This window comes from Catenulispora sp. EB89, from assembly GCF_041261445.1.
In the GTDB taxonomy this organism is placed as follows: domain Bacteria; phylum Actinomycetota; class Actinomycetes; order Streptomycetales; family Catenulisporaceae; genus Catenulispora.
Genome location: NZ_JBGCCU010000002.1, coordinates 345,420 through 362,058, shown reverse-complemented (window position 1 = coordinate 362,058; position 16,639 = coordinate 345,420). Strand labels below are relative to the sequence as shown.

Sequence of the window (16,639 nt, the reverse complement as noted above, 5' to 3'; positions counted from 1 at the left end):
CGCTTCAGACTGCAACAGATAGCATCTGTGGAATGCAGCGCCGTGCCCTCACCCTGAGTCTTGCCGGAACGACGGTCGCCCTGCTCACGGCGTCGGCATTCCTGATCCCGACGCCCTACGCGGAGATGTCGCCGGGCCCGACGTACGACACGCTGGGCAGCTACTCCACGGATTCCGGGCAGCCGGCCAAGCCGGTCATCGACATCAGCGGCACCCAGACCTTCCCGCACGGCAGCGGCGGGCAGCTGCGCATGGTCACCGTCGAGGTGTCCCGCGCGGACTACAAGCCGAACAGCGTCGAGGTCCTGTCCGGCTGGCTGTCCAGCGACAAGATCGTGGTCCCGCGCACGGTCATCTACCCCGCGGGCCAGACCGCGCAGGAGGCGACCCAGCAGAACACCGCGATGTTCGACGACTCCGAAGACCAGGCGATCACCGCGGCGCTGGCCGCCAAGGGGATCAAGCCGGTGAAGACCGAGGTGATCGTGGACTCGGTGACGCCCGGCAGCCCGGCCGACGGCAAGCTGCAGCCGCAGGACGTGATCGACGCGGTGGACGGCACCGCGCTGGTGAACCCCGACGACGTCCACACCCTGATCCAGAAGCACAAGCCGGGCGACACCGTGGTGTTCACCGTGACCCGGGACGGCAAGCAGCAGCAGGTCTCGGTGGTCACGACGCAGTCGCACGACAGCGGCCCTTCCCGGGCGCTGGTCGGCTTCCTGCCGGGCACCCAGAACGTCTTCCCGTTCAGCGTGAAGATCCAGCTGGACAACGTCGGCGGCCCCAGCGCCGGCATGATGTTCGCGCTCGGCATCATCGACGAGCTCTCGCAGCAGGACCTGACCGGCGGCCTGAAGATCGCCGGGACCGGCACCATCGACGCCACCGGCAAGGTCGGCCCGATCGGCGGCGTGCAGATGAAGACGCTGGCCGCCAAGCGGGACGGCGCGACCGTCTTCCTGACCCCGGCCGACAACTGCGCGGACGCGGCCAAGAACGCCCCGAGCGGGCTGCGCCTGGTGAAGGTGAACACGCTGCAGGACGCGCTGAACGCGCTGAACACGCTGCGGGCCGGCGGGACGCCCCAGGGATGCAGCTGAGGTAGCCCGGCCGCTGCGGCGACGACCGCGGCGGCCTCGGAACGTGGGCGGTGGGCCGATACGGCCTGCCGCCCTTACTTGTTCACTTCCCGAAGCTCGCTTTAGTCCCGGAGCTCTCGCGCCTTCCGGAGCCTGCTCTCGCCCCGGAGCCCGCTCACTCCTCGAACGTCCCCAGCAGCGCGGTCGCCAGGTTCGGCACCAGGTCGGGACCGGACAGCACCTCCATGTCCGAGTCCTTCGACCGCAGCCGGATCGCGGCCTGCCGCGTCCCGTCGCGCAACACGGCCACCGCCATCCGCACGTCCTGCCGCTCCGGGTGCTTCGCCACCCAGCGCTCCAGCGCCGCGCCCTCCAGGTCCTGCGGGATCTGCGCCTCGGCGCTCGGCGGCAGCATCTGCGACTCGATGACCAGCGCGCAGCCCTCGACCGTCTTCGGCCAGACCATCTTGGCCAGCATCTCGTCCAGGGGCTGGTCCAGGGCCAGGCCGTCCTGCTCGATCGAGGTCAGAGTGGGGATGCCGCCGGACTCCTTGGCCTCGTCGGTGAGGCCCAGGGCCGCGGCCATCCGGGGCTGCGTGATCAGCAGTTCGGCCGTCGGCACCAGGGCGAACATGCGCGGGCGCTGGTTCCAGCCGTCGGCGGCGACGTGCTGCTCGATCTCGACGACGGACTGCATCAGGGCCACGCTGGCGACAGAACTCATGGCGCCATTGTCCCTCGGCTCGCCGATGCCGCCGAACGGGCGCCGACCGGGCATCGACTGAGCGGCGACTGCGCGGCGGCGGACCGCCGACTCGGTGTCGGCCGGCCGCCGGCGAGACGTCCGTCCACGCGCCGTGCCGCCCCCGCGGAGCCCCCCAGCGACGTCCGAGCCGCTCCGGCCTTTCCATATGACGAACACACCGTGCGGCGCCCGCCGTCCGGCCCCGCCCTCGGCGTACGCTGAGGCCGTGGCGTTCGAGAACTTCGGCGGGGATGACAGGGACGCCGGGGGCGACGGGAGCGGGCACCCGGCCGGATCATCCGGAAGGTTCGGTTCCGCGGGCGGCCATCGGGTGGCGTTCGGCGTTCCGCCCCGCCGGACCAGAGTGCTGGCCATCACCATCGTGATCATGGCCGTGCTGGTCGTGCTCTTCCTGCTCTTCGACGGCGTCTACACCTCCTACCTCTGGTACCACTCGGTCGGTGCGGGGCCGGTCTACCGGACCCGGACGCTCACCCAGATCGTGCTGTTCCTGGTCTTCGGCGCGCTGATGGCGGCCGCCGTCGGCACCAACGTCTGGCTCGCCTACCGCTTCCGGCCGCCGCTGACCGGGGTCTCGATGGAGCAGCAGGCGCTGGACCGCTACCGCATGGGCCTGGCGCCGTTCCTGGCCTGGATCCTGGTCGGGGTGTCGGTCCTGTTCGGCATCGCCGCCGGCGCGTCCTCCGCCGGGTCGTGGCGCACCTACATGCTGTGGGCCAACGCCGTCCCGTTCGGCACCGAGGACCCGCAGTTCCACAAGGATGTCGGCTTCTACGTCTTCACGCTGCCCTGGCTGCGCCACATTCAGGGCTTCCTGGTCGCGGCCGTGCTCCTCAGCCTGCTGGTCTCGCTCCTCACGCACTACCTGTTCGCCGGCGTCGCCCTGACCCCGCCGACCGGCACCCGCACCGCCGGCAGGTTCCTCGGCTCCCGGGCGACCCGCGCCGCGCAGGTGCACATCTCGGTCCTGCTCGGCTGCCTGGTCCTGGTGAAGGCCTACGCCTACTGGCTCGACCGGTACTCGCTGTCCGTCGCCACCTCCACCATCACCAGCGGCTGGGCCGGCCCGACGTACAAGGACGTGCACGCGGTCATCCCGGCGAAGGAGATCCTCCTGGTGATCGCCGTGCTGTGCGCGCTGCTGTTCCTCGGCAACGCCGTGCGCCTGCTGGTCCGGGCCCAGACGCCGGACATCGACCGGGGCGGCCACGTCTGGGCCCTGCCGGCGCTCGGGGTCTCGCTGATGGTGCTGGCCGCGGTGGTGATAGGCGGGGTCTACCCGCTGGCGGTGCAGCAGCTCCAGGTGAACCCGAGCCAGGGCACGAAGGAGGCGCCGTACATCCAGCGGAACATCGACGCCACGCGGGCCGCCTACGGACTGGACGGCGTCCAGCCGATCCCGTACCCGGCGACGACCGGTGCCGCGAAGAACCAGCTGTCCGGCGACGCCAAGACGGTCGCGCAGATCCCGGTCGTGGATCCCTCGGTGGTCTCGCAGGCCTTCGACGAGCAGCAGGGCCAGGGCTTCTACAGCTTCCCCGACAACCTGACCGTGGACCGCTACCAGGTCGGGAGCAAGACGCAGGACACCGTCATCGGCGTGCGCGGCCTCAAGCCCTCCGGGGTGCCGGGCTCCCAGCACACGTGGATCGACGACCACCTGAAGTACACCCACGGCTACGGCGTCGTGGCCGCCAAGACCGACGCCGTGCTGGCCGACGGCTCACCGGACTACGTCGAGCAGGGCCTCCCGGACCCCGGCGCCCCCGCCGGCTACGAGGAGCGCGTCTACTTCGGCCCGGGGCTGCCGGACTACTCGATCGTCGGCGGCCTGCCGAAGGCCGCGCCGGTCGAGTTCGACCATCCCGACAACGCCTCGCCGACGTCGCAGCAGAGCACCACGTACAGCGGCAACGGCGGGGTGCAGGTCAACTCGTTCATGAAGAAGCTGCTGTACGCGGCGAAGTTCCGGGAGCCGAAGATCCTGCTCTCCAACCAGGTGAACAGGGACTCGCGGATCATGTACGACCGCGACCCCGGGCAGCGCGTGCGGGCCGTGGCGCCGTGGCTGACCGTCGACGCGGCACCGTACCCGGTGGTCGAGGGCGGCCGCATCCTGTGGGTGGTGGACGGCTACACGAGCACGGCGGCGTATCCGTACTCGACGACGACGCAGCTCGGCGGCAAGGTCAACTACGTCCGCGACGCGGTGAAGGCCACGGTCGACGCCTACGACGGCACGGTGACCCTCTACGCCTGGGACGAGAGCGACCCGATCCTGAAGACCTGGATGAAGGCCTTCCCCGGCACCGTGAAGCCGCGTTCGGCGATCAGCCCCGACCTGCTGGCGCACCTGCGCTACCCGCAGGACCTGTTCACCGCCCAGCGCGACCTCCTCGGCCGCTACCACGTGCTCACGGCCTCGGAGTTCTTCGCCGGCACCGAGTTCTGGAACGTCCCGGCCGACCCGACGAAGGACGGCGCCGACGGTCCGCCCCCGCAGTCGCCGTCCTACGTGACGCTCCAGATGCCCGGCCAGAGCGCGCCGACGTTCTCCCTCACCTCGACCCTGGCCTCGGCCAACGGCGGCACCCTGGCGGCGGTCATGGCGGTGGACTCCGACCCCGGCCCGGACTACGGCAAGATCAGAGTGCTGGAACTTCCTCCCGGTACTACGGCGCCGGGCCCCGGACAGCTCCAGAACACGTTCCGCAGCACCTACGCGAGCCAGCTGAGCGCCCCGAAGACGGTCGAGGGCAACCTGCTGACGTTCCCGGTCGGCGGCGGCCTGCTGTCCGTGGAGCCGGTCTACGCGCCACCCCTCGCCGGCCCGACGACAGCCCCGCTGCTGAAGGGCGTCCTGGTCGCCTTCGGCGGCAAGACGGCCTATGAACCCACGCTGCAACAGGGCCTCGACGAGATCTTCGGCGGCAGCTCCGGCGCCACCACCGGCGAGAACCCCGCACCCCCGGGCTCCACGGCGTCCCCGCTTCCCAGCGGCCCCCAGGCCGACGCCCTGAAGAAGGCCCTCGCGGACGCCGTCGCCGCCCAGAACACCGCGGCCGCGGCCCTGGCGAAGTCGCCCCCGGACTGGAAGACCTTCGGCGAGGCCGAACAAGCCGTCCAGCAGGCCCTCGCCCGAGCTCAGGCCATCGAGAACGGCCAGCCGCCGCCGAAGTGACACGCGTGTGGCGCGGGGGCCGGATGGTGCGGCGCTTGGTCGATTTGCTCTGACGGCCCCCCGCGGGTTACCTTTGATTCACCGACGCGGGGTGGAGCAGCTCGGTAGCTCGCTGGGCTCATAACCCAGAGGTCGCAGGTTCAAATCCTGTCCCCGCTACTAGGGAAAGGCCCGGTTCTCTCCGAACCGGGCCTTTCGCTTTTCCCGAGTGTTCCCGAAGTGTTCTCGGACGCCCTGCGGCGTCTTCGCCGCAGCCGGCCCGTCGCGGTCGCCTTCGACCGCCTCATCGACGGAAATCCCGCTGACCAGCCGGATCCCACCCTCGGGACAGACTATTCACTCGGGTTATACCTCGGGTGTATAGTCCTTCCCGTGAGCGTCCCTCTGACTCTGCTGGGCCTGCTGGCCCGAGGCCAGCCGACCCACGGCTACGACCTCAAGCGCGACTACGACAGCCACTTCGCCAACGGCAAGCCGCTGCCCTACGGCCAGGTCTACTCGACCCTGGGCCGGCTGGCGCGGGACGGGAAGGTCGTCGGCGGCGAGGCCGAGCCGGGGGACGGGCCGGACCGCAAGCGCTACACGATCACCGATCTGGGGCGCGGCGAGGTCATGGACTGGCTGTCGCAGACCGTGGAGCCCGAGCCGCACCTGCAGACGGTCCTGTTCTCCAAGGTCGTGCTGGCGCTCATGCTCGGCGAGGACGCCGAGGGCTACCTCGACGCCCAGCGGGCCGCCCACCTCAAGCGCATGCGCGAGCTCACCGAGCTCAAGCGGACCGGCCCGACGGTCGACGCGCTGCTCGCCGACTACGGGCTGTTCCACCTCGAAGCCGATCTGCGCTGGATCGAGCTGACCTCGGCCAGGCTGACCGCCCTGGCCCGCGTCGTGAGTGATGACCGGAAGCAACAGGGGGAAGTGCGATGAGCCAATACATCCTCGAAGCGCGGGACGTGCACCGCGCGTTCGGCCAGACGCAGGCGCTGCGCGGGGCGAGTGTCGCCGTGGAGCGCGGAGAGCTGCTGGCGATCATGGGGCCGTCCGGCTCCGGGAAGTCGACGCTGCTGCACTGCCTGGCCGGCATCTACACGCCGAACCAGGGCGAGGTGTGGTTCGACGGCGCACGGGTCGACACGCTGAACGAGACCAAGCGCACCGAGCTGCGGCGTGACGCCTTCGGGTTCGTGTTCCAGTTCGGCCAGCTGGTGCCGGAGCTGACCGCCCTGGACAACATCGCGCTGCCGCTGCTGCTGGCCAAGAAGCCGCGCAAGCAGGCGTACGCGCAGGCCGCGCCGTGGCTGGAACGCCTCGGCCTGCAGGAGCACGGCGACCACCGCAGCGGGGAGCTGTCCGGCGGCCAGGCGCAGCGCGTCGCGCTGGCCCGCGCGCTGGTGCACAAGCCGCGCGTGCTGTTCGCCGACGAGCCCACCGGAGCGCTGGACACGCTGACCGGCGAGACCGTGATGAACCTGCTGGTCAACACGGTCCGCGAGGAGGGCACCACGGTCGTGCTGGTCACCCACGACGCCCGGGTGGCCGCCTACGCCGACCGCGAGATCGTGGTGCGCGACGGCCGCGCGCTCACCACTCCGAGCTCGGCGGTGGCCTGACCATGATCCGCATGGGGATGCGCCTGACGCTGCGCGGCGGCCGCGAGGCCGTGGTCCGGCTGGTCGTGACGTCGCTCGCGGTGGCCGTCGGGGTCGCCGTCATGCTCGGCGTCTTCAGCCTGTTCAACGCCTACCAGAGCACCACCGCCCGGCAGTGCTGGGAGTGCTCGCCGACGGGAGTCGGGACCTCGAACGCGGCCTCGGGCCCGCATCGCGGCGCCGGCGCGAACGGAGCGAACGGGGCGAACGGCGCGACGAACGCCGACACGAACCCCGACGGCACGATCAACGTGGCGGCCGCCGAGCAGGCCGGCGCCAAGGAGCTGTGGAACTTCTCCCAGGACTTCTACCAGGGCACGGAGCTGCGCCGCCTGGACGTCGCGGCGCTCACCGCCGACGCCCCGACCCTGCCCGGCATGACCGCGGTGCCCGCCGCCGGCGAGTACTACGTCTCCCCGGCCCTGTCGCACCTGCTCGCCACCGTCCCGGCCGCGGAACTCGGCGCCCGCTTCCCCGGCCACCAGGTCGGCCTCATCCCGAAGACCGCGCTCTACAGCCCGCAGGAACTGGCCATCGTCATCGGCCACACCCCGGCCGACCTCGCGAAGCGCCCGGCCACCGAGTCGATCACCGCGATGTCGACGGTCAAGGAGGTGAAGGGCACCACCACCATCTACCGGTTCGCCTTCGCCTTCGGCACCGTCGCGCTGCTGCTCCCGATCATCATCATGGTCGGCACCGCCACCCGGCTGTCCGCGGCCCGCCGCGAGGAGCGCTACGCCGCGATGCGCCTGGTCGGGGCCACGCCGAGGCAGGTGGCGACGGTCGCCTCGGTCGAGTCCTTCGTCGGCGCGGCGCTGGGCGCGGTCCTCGGCACGCTCGTCTATCTCGCGGTGAGCTCGCAGGTCGCGAAGGTCAACGTCACCGGGACGCTGTTCTTCCCCTCCGAGGTGTCCCCGGGACTGCTCGGGTATCTCGGGACCCTGATCCTGGTCCCCGTGGTCGCCGCCTTCGCCGCTGTGCGCTCGCTGCGCCGGGTGCAGTACGACCCGCTGGCCGTCACCCGCAAGGCTACGCCGAAGCCGCCGACCGTCAAGCGCCTGATCCCGCTGGTGCTCGGCGTGGCGCTGTTCGTGGTCGCCGTCAACATGCCGGCCACCTCCAACACCGACGCCGTGGTCTACCCTTCGCTGATCCTCACGATGTGGGGCGTCGTCTTCGCCGGGCCCTGGGTCACCATGTGGGCCTCCCGCCTGCTGGCCCGCATCGGCGGCGGCGCGGCCACCACCCTGGCCGCCCGGCGCCTGGCCGACGACCCGAGGGCGACGTTCCGCACGGTCGCCGGCGTGACCGTGGCGGTCTTCGTCGGAACGGCCGTGGCCGGGGTGCTCCCGACCGCCGTCGCGGCCGAGACCTCCGGCCAGCGGGCACCGCTGACGGACGTGCTGCGCCTGCGCTACGACATGGGCGGGCCGGGACAGCCGGGCGGTCTCACTCCCGCACAGGCCACGACCACCCTGGCCGACCTGCGCGCGATGCCGGGCGTGTCGGCCATCCCGATCTACCTCGGCGCCGACACGTCGGGCTGGAGCCCGGACAGCGGCACCCCGCCGCCGCTCGGCTGGCAGCCGCCGATGCAGTACGTGAGCTGCGCGGACGTGAAGGTGCTCCCGGCGTTGGGCAGCTGTGCTCCGGGCCGGACCGTCTCGGTGATCGCCGGCGACGAGCTGTTCATCGACAATCCGCTGATGCTGCACCTCCCCGTGATGGGGTACAGCGACGTGGACCGCGTGTCCGGCGAAGGTACGACCGCGTCCGTCCCGTCCGACCTGGACCTGTCCAAGCTGGACGTCACGACCCTGATGGTTGCCGCCGCCAACCCCGCGACACTGGAGCGTGCCCGCACCTACCTGGACGTCCACGCCCCGGTTCTGATCGGCATGGGCAGCCCGGACCAGTGGTCCACCAACGCCGCGGGACCCATGACCTTCGGCGAGGTCGCCTCGGTCCGCGAGGAGCAGTACCGCGCGGCACAGCAGATGATCATGTTCGTCGTCGGCCTGACCCTGTTCGTCGCGGGCTGCGGCATCGCCGTGGCCACCGCGGGCAGCCTGGTCGAGCGCAAACGGCCGTTCACCCTGCTCCGGCTGTCCGGCGCCCCGCTCGCGGTGCTGCGCCGGGTGGTGTTCCTGGAGTCGGCGCTGCCCCTGGTCGCGGTCTCGGTCCTGGCGGGCCTGGCCGCCTACGCCATGGCACTGATCGCCGTGCGGACCATGGCGAAGGGCGTCTCGATGTCCTTCCCGCTGGCGACGTATTCGATCAGCGTGTCCGTCGTGCTCGTCGCCGCCCTCGGCGTGATCCTCGGCTCGATGACGCTGCTGAGCCGGATGACGCGCTCGGAGTACGCACGGTTCGAATAGCGGGGGCGCACAAACGGGGGGAGACGGCCGGGACCGGACACTTCGTGTCTGCCCGGCCGTCTCTGTGTGCTGCTATGTTGACCGCCATGCCGACCGGGACCAAAGGCGTTTCCATAGCCGTGCTCACCGCAGTCGTGCTGGCCACGGCGGCTTGCGGGGGGTCGGCGAAGAAGGCCGCCGCGCCGCCCGCGACCTCCAGCACCGGGTCGGGCACCTCGGCCGGATCGGCCACAGCGACCACGTCGGCCGCGACCTCCAGCGGCGCCCCGACCGGTGCTCCCGGCGGCAGCCTGACGACGGCCCAGATCAGCGCACTCCTGCTGACCGACAAGGACGACGCCGGCTACACCTTCAACGCCTCCCAGGACGGCACCGCGGTCACGACCGCCCAGGACACCGTGACCACCGGAGGCGCGGCCTGCCAGACGTTCGTGGACGCCGAGGAAGCCCTGTCCACGAAGTACGGCACCACCGCCGAGGTCGACCGCCAGCTCTCTAAGCCGAACGTGGCCATCGGGATCGAGTCCTCAGTGATCGCCTTCCCATCCGCCGACAAGGCCGCGGCGATGATCAGCGATCTGGCCACAGGTCTGAAGACCTGTAAGAACCTGGCCATCACCCAGTCCGGCACGGTCTCGGTCGTCATGACTCCCAGCGCGATCCCGGAACTGACCAAGGACGGCCAGGCCGGCTACATCGACTACATGAGCGCCGGCGGCAAAACCGAACTGTTGGCGGCCGACCTCGTGCACGTCGGGACGGCGGTCTCGGTGGTCGCCTTCATCGGCCCGATGAGCAACGATCCCGCGCTGTTGCAGCAGATGGGCGGCAAGCAGCTCTCGCATCTGTCCGACGTCCAGGTGGCGCGGCTGAAGGCCGCGCAGGGCCTGAGCTGACAGCGGCAATACCCCGGGAATCGTCGTCCGACGTCAACAGAAACCAAAATTGTTAACAGCTTCCAACAACCTGCGGCTTCCCCCGTGCCAGCGGTGTCAAGGGGCTTCGTGCGCTCCGCGAGCTCGGCCGTAAACCCTCGCGAGCTGCGGTAGGACGCCCCAGTCAGGGCACGGCGAGCACCCGGTGGCCCGTGACCAGCCCGGATGCTCAAGAACCCAACACTTCCGGACATGTTCGGCCACGAACATGGTCCCGACACCGCCCCGGGCCCGGTTGCAACTGGGTAACGGATGGCTTCCGGAGTGTTACGGGATCTTGACAGTACCCGCCCAGCCGAGTGTGATGTGCGGCACCTGTTCGTTCATGTTCGATCCTGGTGGCATTCTCACTCGGCAGGGAGACCTTCCACATGACTTCCCCTCGGATTCCCCAAAACTTCGAACGGCCCCTCGCACGTCGAGGCCTGCTCAAGGGGATGGGCGCGGCTGCGGCGTTCGCGACGGTGCCGGGCGCGCTGGCTGCCTGTTCCTCGAGTAAGAGCTCGGGCTCCTCGGGCGGCAACGCCGGCTCGGTCACCTCCCCGGTGACGTTCGGATCCAACTACTCCGACGCCAGCCCGAAGGCGGCGTTCGCGGCGCTGTGCGCGGCGGCCACGGCGGCCGGCGGCCCCAAGGTGACCATCAACACGGTCGACCACAACACGTTCCAGACGAACATCACCAGCTACCTGCAGGGCACCCCGGACGACCTGTTCACCTGGTTCGCCGGCTACCGCATGCAGTACTTCGCGGCGCAGGGACTGGCGCTGCCCCTCGACGACGTCTGGGCGAAGATCGGCGGCAACTTCAGCGCCTCGGTGAAGACGCTGTGCACGGGCCTGGACGGCCACCAGTACTTCGTGCCGATCTACAACTACCCGTGGGTGGTCTTCTACAACAAGAGCCACTTCGCTTCGAAGGGCTACACCGTCCCGACCACCTGGGACGACTTCATCGCGCTGTGCAAGAAGATGAAGGCCGACGGCATCGTCCCGCTCGCCTTCGCCGACAAGGACGGCTGGCCCGCGCTGGGGACCTTCGACATCCTCAACATGCGGATCAACGGGTACGACTACCACCAGAAGCTGATGAAGCACCAGGTGCCGTGGACCGACCCGGGCGTCGCGGCGGTGTTCAACCAGTGGGCCGAGCTGATGCCGTACATGCAGACCGGCGCCAACGGCCGCATCTGGCAGGACGCGGCGAAGGCGCTGGAGCAGAAGCAGGCCGGCATGATGTTCCAGGGCACCAACCAGGTCGCCGCGCAGTACGTCACCGACAACGCGAACCTGGCCGACCTGGACTTCTTCCCGTACCCGTCGATCAACCCGACGTACGGCCAGGACTACATGGACGCCCCGACCGACGGCTTCATGATCAGCAAGAAGGCGAAGAACCCGGCCGGCGCCAAGGCGATCCTGGAGTACATAGGCACGGCCGCCGCCGAGTCGACCTTCCTCAAGACCGACCAGTGGGACGTCGGCGTCGCCACCGGGCTCCAGGCGCCGTCCTACGACGCCATCCAGACCAAGTCGGTGGCCGCGATCTCGAGCTGCAAGGCCGTGGCGCAGTTCATGGACCGGGACGCCGACCCGGCGATGGCCACCGCGATGATCTCGATCATCCAGAAGTTCATCGACGACCCGAGCACCGGCAACATCACCAGTCTGCAGAGCAGCGCCGAGCAGCAGGCGAAGTCGATCTACACGTCATGACCGATCACGAACTCGACCCGGCGACGGTCGGGGCGCCCCGCGCGCCCCGCCGTCGCCGGCTGGGCAGGCTCAGCGGCCGGGACAAGGCCGTGGTGGCCGTGCTGCTGGGCCTGCCCATCCTCATAGATCTCGTGTTCATCTGGGGCCCGACGCTGGGCACCATCGGCCTGTCGTTCACGAAGTGGAACGGCGTGGGCGGTCTGTCGACGAAGACCTGCCAGCCGAACGTCCCCTCGATCCTGAACAACGGATGCCTGTACGGCGTCCAGAACTACCACCAGGCCGCCACGATCTACCCCGAGTTCTGGCCGGCGGTCCGGCACAACCTGATCTGGCTGGCGGTGTTCGTGTTCTTCGCGACCCCGCTCGGCATGCTCTTCGCCGTCCTCATCGACCGCGGCATCAAGGGCAGCCGGATGTACCAGAGCATCCTGTTCCTGCCGGTGATGCTCTCGCTGGCGCTGGTCGGCATCATCTGGGAGTTCATGTACTCCCAGAACTACGGCCTGATCAACACCGTCATCGGGCACAACCACAACGGCAACGCCATCGACTGGCTCGGCAATCCGAAGCTGAATCTTTGGTCGGTGCTGGTCGAGGCCACGTGGCGGCAGGCCGGCTACGTGATGGTGCTCTATCTGGCCGGCCTCAAAGCCGTGGACCCGCAGCTCCGTGAGGCGGCGGTCATGGACGGCACCAACGCCTGGCAGACCTTCTGGAAAGTGGTCTTCCCGGTCATGCGGCCGATCAACATCGTGGTCATGGTGGTGACCGTCATCGAGTCGCTGCGTGCCTTCGACCTGGTCTACATCACCAACAAGGGCATCAACGGCCTGGAGCTGTTGTCGGTTCTGGTCACCTCCAACATCGTCGGGGAGACACAGCGGGTCGGCTTCGGGTCGGCGCTCGGCGTGGTTCTGCTGGTCATCTCCCTCGTGCCGATTTGTACGTTCCTGTACCTCACGTTCCGCCGCGAGAGCCAACCCAAGGGCGCCCGATGACTGCACAGACCATTCACAGGACGACGCCCCGCGCCTCGGCCGGCGGCCGCCGGAAGGCGCCGCGCTGGGGACAGCTCGCGTCGCAGGCGTTCCTGATCAGCGCTTGTGTGCTGTGGCTGCTGCCGATCGCCTTCGCGCTCTACGTGTCGCTGCGTCCGTATTCGGAGACCCAGAAGTACGGCTATGTGTCGATGCCGCACCACCTGACGCTGAAGAACTTCAGCGACGCGTGGACCCAGTCGGACATGCTGCACTACTTCTGGAACTCGGTGCTGATCACCGTGCCCTCGGTGATCATCGTCCTGGCGCTCGCCTCCGGTCTCGCGTTCGTCCTGACCCGGGTGAACGTCAAGATCAACGTGGCTCTGCTGATCGTGTTCACGGCCGGGAACCTGCTGCCCCAGCAGGTCATCATCACGCCGCTGTACCGGATCTTCCTGCAGATCCACCTGCCGACCTTCCTGGCCGGCAGCGGGCTGCTGTACAACTCGATCACCGGCCTGATCGTCATCAACGTCGCGTTCCAGCTCGGGTTCTGCACCTTCGTGCTGAGCAACTACATGAAGTCGATCCCCGACGAGATGTACGAGGCCGCGCTGGTCGACGGGGCGGGGCTGTGGACCCGGTTCAGGAAGCTGACGGTCCCGCTGTGCCGCCCGGCGCTGGCGGCCCTGGCGACACTGCTGACGACCTGGATCTACAACGACTTCTTCTGGGCCATCACCCTGATGTCGTCGGGCGACAAGCGGCCCGTCACCTCCGCGCTGGCCAACCTGCAGGGCCAGTTCGTGAGCAACCAGAACCTGATCGCCGCGGCCGCGATGATCGCCGCGATTCCGACGCTGGTCGTGTACGTGCTGCTGCAGAAGCAGTTCATCGCCGGCCTGGCGCTGGGGAGCAGCAAGGGCTGAGTTCGTCTGGGGATCGACATCGCGACACCCCCGCAGCGGGCGGGCGACACGAGGGGCGGGACGGCGGATGCTGGCAGCTCAGCGGCAGGCGTGGATCCTCCAGGAGGTCCGGCAGCGCGGTGCCGTGCGGGTCACGGAGCTGGTCTCGGCGCTGCGCGTGTCCGACATGACGGTGCGCCGGGACCTGGACTCGCTGGCCGAGCAGGGCCTGGTCACCAAGGTGCACGGCGGTGCCACGGCGCGCGGCGGCAGCTCCACCGACGAGCCGGCGTTCAGCGTGAAGGCCGCCCGGCAGCGGCGGGCCAAGGAGGCGATCGCGCGGGCGGCCGCGGATCTGGTGCGCCCGGGCACGGCGATCGGGGTGTCGGCCGGGTCGACCACCTACGCCTTCGCGCAACAACTGGCCCGGGTTCCGGACCTGACCGTGGTCACCAACTCGCCGCCGGTGGCCGACCTGCTCCACGCGCTGCCCGGCCCGCCGCAGACCGTGATCCTCACCGGCGGCGTGCGCACGATCTCCGACGCGCTGGTCGGGCCGGTGGCGATCCAGGCGATCCGCCGCCTGCACCTGGACTGCGTGTTCATCGGCGTGCACGGCATCGACGCCGAAGCCGGGTTCACCAGTCCGAACCTGATGGAGGCCGAGACCAACCGGATGCTGGTGTCCACCGCGCGGCGGCTGGTCGTGCTGGCGGACCACACGAAGTGGGGCGTGGTCGGGCTGTCCGAGATCGCCGCCCTGCACGACGCCTCGGTGCTGGTCAGCGACGACGGCCTGCGCTCGGGCGCGCGGCAGGTGCTGCGCGAGTCCGTGGGGGAGTTGATCGTCGTCCCCGTCGAAGGGGCGGGGGCGAATGAGGAGGAAGACTAGGGAGGCACCATGCGTGATCGGGCCCCGCGCAGTCGACAGTTGCGCGCAGCCTTCGCAGCGCTCGCCCTCATCGCCGGGACGGTGTTCGGTGTCGCGGTATCGGCACCCGCGCACGCCCTCGGCAACGGTCTGGCGCTGACCCCGCCGATGGGATGGAACGACTGGAACTCCTTCGGGTGCAACGTCTCGGAGAGCCTGGTCGAGCAGACGGCGGACCTCATCGTCTCGTCCGGCATGAAGGATGCCGGCTACCAGTACGTGAACATCGACGACTGCTGGATGTCGTCGAGCCGGGATGCGAACGGCAACCTCGTCCCGGATCCCGCGAAGTTCCCCGACGGCATCTCGGGGACCGCCGCGTACGTGCACAGCAAGGGCCTCAAGCTCGGGATCTACGAGAGCGCCGGCACCGCGACCTGCGCCGGCTATCCCGGCAGTCTGAACCACGAGCAGGCCGACGCGAACTCGTTCGCGTCCTGGGGCGTGGACTACCTCAAGTACGACAACTGCAACAACCAGGGGATCCCGGCCCAGACCCGGTACACGGCGATGCGCGACGCGCTGGCCAAAACCGGTCGGCAGATCGTCTTCAGCCTGTGCAACTGGGGCCAGGAGTCGGTGTGGACGTGGGGCGCCGGGGTCGGCAACCTGTGGCGCACCACCGGCGACATCAACGCCGGCTTCAGCAGCATGCTGTCCAACTTCCACAACACGGTCGGGCTGGCGTCCTACGCCGGGCCGGGCGGCTGGAACGACCCGGACATGCTCGAAGTGGGCAACGGGATGTCGTTCACCGAGGACCGCTCGGAGATGTCGCTGTGGGCGGAGATGGCCGCGCCGCTGATCTCCGGGACCGATCTGCGTACCGCGACGCCTGCGACTCTGTCGCTGTACACGAACAAGGACGTCATCGCCGTCGACCAGGACTCGCTGGGCAAGGCCGGGACCGAGATCGCCTCGTCCGGCGGGAATGACGTGATGGCCAAGCCGCTGGCCAACGGCGATGTCGCGGTCGTGCTGTTCAACGAGAACTCCTCGGCGCAGACGATCTCGACGTCCACCTCGGCCGTCGGGATCGCGTCGGCGTCCTCGTACACGCTGGACAACCTGTGGTCGAAGGAGCTCAGCTCGACGACCGGTGCCATCAGTGCCACGGTGCCGGCCCACGGATCGGTGATGTACCGCGTGTCGCCGGGGAGCGGGAGCAGCATCGGGAGCACGCATCCGCTGGTCGGTGCGTCGTCCGGCCGATGCCTGGACGTGCCGAACAACAGCACCACGACTGGCACGCAGCTGGACATCTGGGACTGCAACACCGGCTCGAACCAGGAGTACACGCTGACCGCGGCCGGCGAGCTGCGGGTCTACAACGGCAGCCTCTGCCTGGACGCGAGCGGTCAGGGGACGACGGCCGGGACCAAGGTCATCATCTGGACCTGCAACGGCCAGACCAACCAACGATGGACCCCGAACGCGGACGGGACGATCACCGGCGTGCAGTCCGGCCTGTGCCTGGATGTGACCGGCGGGAACGTGGCCTCCGGGAACGTCAACGGCACCCCGGTCGAGCTCTGGGGCTGCAACGGGGGCGCCAACCAGCAGTGGAAGCTGGGGTAGCCGGGGTTGCCGGCTGGGGTAGCGCGCGGCGCGTGAGCGCCTGAGGCGTTCCCATCGCCGGGTCCACCCGGTTGCGAGCGGCGTCGAGGCGTCCGATCATCGCCTCATGATGCCGACCTCGGAGCTGGTGGACCCGGCGGTGCGCACGTTCGTCGACGCGCTCAACGCCAACGACCCGGCGGCCGTGCAGGCCGCCATGACCGGGAACGCGACGATGACCGACGACGGGACGCCGCGCCTGCTGGGGGACTGGCTCCAGCGCGAGGTCTACGACACGCACGGCCGGATGGACGTGATCGTGCAGTCCCCGGACGGCCGCGACCTGATCGCGGAGTACACCAACGAGCAGTGGGGCGGCATGAACACCCGCTGGCACTTCGAGGTCGTGGACGGCAAGGTCGCGCACTTCGATACCGGTCAGGCGGGAGAACCGCCGTACGACCCCACGTCATGGCTGGGGCAGCCATGAGGCGTCGCTGGTATGTGGCGGCGGCCGACATGGGAAGCGTGATGACCGCTCTCTAGCGTGA

The 16,639-nt window shown here is 69.4% G+C and carries 13 protein-coding genes and 1 tRNA gene; 13 read left to right on the top strand and 1 reads right to left on the bottom strand.

Translation table 11 applies throughout. From position 1 onward, the window contains the following. The first annotated feature begins 32 nt into the window (after positions 1 to 32). Entirely contained in the window at positions 33 to 1,103 is a 1,071-nt protein-coding gene (locus tag ABH920_RS05150) for a PDZ domain-containing protein (protein ID WP_370347328.1), read from the top strand. A 154-nt stretch (positions 1,104 to 1,257) separates the two neighbouring features. On the opposite strand, the gene ABH920_RS05145 is transcribed toward ABH920_RS05150, so the two are convergent. Beyond that, entirely contained in the window at positions 1,258 to 1,806 is a 549-nt protein-coding gene (locus tag ABH920_RS05145) for a PPA1309 family protein (protein WP_370347326.1), read from the bottom strand. A 247-nt stretch (positions 1,807 to 2,053) separates the two neighbouring features. On the opposite strand from ABH920_RS05145, the gene ABH920_RS05140 reads away from it, so the two are divergent. The 12 genes from ABH920_RS05140 (at position 2,054) to ABH920_RS05085 (ending at position 16,578) form a co-directional block, all read left to right on the top strand. Then, complete coding sequence (locus ABH920_RS05140; RefSeq protein WP_370347324.1) at positions 2,054 to 5,029, top strand: UPF0182 family protein; 2,976 nt, start codon at positions 2,054 to 2,056, stop codon at positions 5,027 to 5,029. Positions 5,030 to 5,114: 85 nt separating this feature from the next. Continuing rightward, a tRNA-Met gene (locus ABH920_RS05135) sits at positions 5,115 to 5,188 on the top strand. Positions 5,189 to 5,401: 213 nt separating this feature from the next. After that, the gene (locus tag ABH920_RS05130) at positions 5,402 to 5,956 is read left to right on the top strand and encodes a PadR family transcriptional regulator (RefSeq protein WP_370347322.1); all 555 of its coding nucleotides are present in this window, start codon (positions 5,402 to 5,404) and stop codon (positions 5,954 to 5,956) included. Next, entirely contained in the window at positions 5,953 to 6,639 is a 687-nt protein-coding gene (locus ABH920_RS05125; RefSeq protein WP_370347320.1) for an ABC transporter ATP-binding protein, read from the top strand. The genes ABH920_RS05130 and ABH920_RS05125 overlap by 4 nt, the downstream gene beginning before the upstream one ends. 11 nt (positions 6,640 to 6,650) lie before the next feature. After that, positions 6,651 to 9,059, top strand: a complete 2,409-nt coding sequence (locus tag ABH920_RS05120; protein WP_370347318.1) for an FtsX-like permease family protein — start codon at positions 6,651 to 6,653, stop codon at positions 9,057 to 9,059. Between the two features lie 86 nt (positions 9,060 to 9,145). After that, complete coding sequence (locus ABH920_RS05115; RefSeq protein ID WP_370347316.1) at positions 9,146 to 9,955, top strand: sensor domain-containing protein; 810 nt, start codon at positions 9,146 to 9,148, stop codon at positions 9,953 to 9,955. Positions 9,956 to 10,365: 410 nt separating this feature from the next. Beyond that, complete coding sequence (locus tag ABH920_RS05110; protein WP_370347314.1) at positions 10,366 to 11,709, top strand: ABC transporter substrate-binding protein; 1,344 nt, start codon at positions 10,366 to 10,368, stop codon at positions 11,707 to 11,709. Continuing rightward, positions 11,706 to 12,710, top strand: coding sequence for a carbohydrate ABC transporter permease (locus ABH920_RS05105; RefSeq protein WP_370347312.1), 1,005 nt, complete (start codon positions 11,706 to 11,708; stop codon positions 12,708 to 12,710). Before ABH920_RS05110 ends, ABH920_RS05105 begins: the two co-directional genes overlap by 4 nt. Further along, positions 12,707 to 13,621 carry a carbohydrate ABC transporter permease gene (locus ABH920_RS05100; protein WP_370347310.1) on the top strand — a complete coding sequence of 305 codons (915 nt, stop codon included), beginning with the start codon at positions 12,707 to 12,709 and terminating at the stop codon, positions 13,619 to 13,621. The genes ABH920_RS05105 and ABH920_RS05100 overlap by 4 nt, the downstream gene beginning before the upstream one ends. 67 nt (positions 13,622 to 13,688) lie before the next feature. Beyond that, positions 13,689 to 14,492 carry a DeoR/GlpR family DNA-binding transcription regulator gene (locus ABH920_RS05095; RefSeq protein WP_370347308.1) on the top strand — a complete coding sequence of 268 codons (804 nt, stop codon included), beginning with the start codon at positions 13,689 to 13,691 and terminating at the stop codon, positions 14,490 to 14,492. 9 nt (positions 14,493 to 14,501) lie between these two features. Next, the gene (locus ABH920_RS05090) at positions 14,502 to 16,109 is read left to right on the top strand and encodes a ricin-type beta-trefoil lectin domain protein (protein WP_370347306.1); all 1,608 of its coding nucleotides are present in this window, start codon (positions 14,502 to 14,504) and stop codon (positions 16,107 to 16,109) included. Positions 16,110 to 16,215: 106 nt separating this feature from the next. Beyond that, positions 16,216 to 16,578, top strand: coding sequence for a nuclear transport factor 2 family protein (locus ABH920_RS05085; protein WP_370347304.1), 363 nt, complete (start codon positions 16,216 to 16,218; stop codon positions 16,576 to 16,578). Positions 16,579 to 16,639 lie beyond the last annotated feature (61 nt).

Coding starts and splice junctions, on each gene's coding strand:
- ABH920_RS05150 (WP_370347328.1), top strand. CDS start 33: ATGCAGCGCCGTGCCCTCACCCTGAGTCTTGCCGGAACGACGGTCGCC.
- ABH920_RS05105 (WP_370347312.1), top strand. CDS start 11,706: ATGACCGATCACGAACTCGACCCGGCGACGGTCGGGGCGCCCCGCGCG.
- ABH920_RS05090 (WP_370347306.1), top strand. CDS start 14,502: ATGCGTGATCGGGCCCCGCGCAGTCGACAGTTGCGCGCAGCCTTCGCA.
- ABH920_RS05120 (WP_370347318.1), top strand. CDS start 6,651: ATGGGGATGCGCCTGACGCTGCGCGGCGGCCGCGAGGCCGTGGTCCGG.
- ABH920_RS05125 (WP_370347320.1), top strand. CDS start 5,953: ATGAGCCAATACATCCTCGAAGCGCGGGACGTGCACCGCGCGTTCGGC.
- ABH920_RS05095 (WP_370347308.1), top strand. CDS start 13,689: ATGCTGGCAGCTCAGCGGCAGGCGTGGATCCTCCAGGAGGTCCGGCAG.
- ABH920_RS05115 (WP_370347316.1), top strand. CDS start 9,146: ATGCCGACCGGGACCAAAGGCGTTTCCATAGCCGTGCTCACCGCAGTC.
- ABH920_RS05145 (WP_370347326.1), bottom strand. CDS start 1,806: ATGAGTTCTGTCGCCAGCGTGGCCCTGATGCAGTCCGTCGTCGAGATC.
- ABH920_RS05110 (WP_370347314.1), top strand. CDS start 10,366: ATGACTTCCCCTCGGATTCCCCAAAACTTCGAACGGCCCCTCGCACGT.
- ABH920_RS05085 (WP_370347304.1), top strand. CDS start 16,216: ATGATGCCGACCTCGGAGCTGGTGGACCCGGCGGTGCGCACGTTCGTC.
- ABH920_RS05100 (WP_370347310.1), top strand. CDS start 12,707: ATGACTGCACAGACCATTCACAGGACGACGCCCCGCGCCTCGGCCGGC.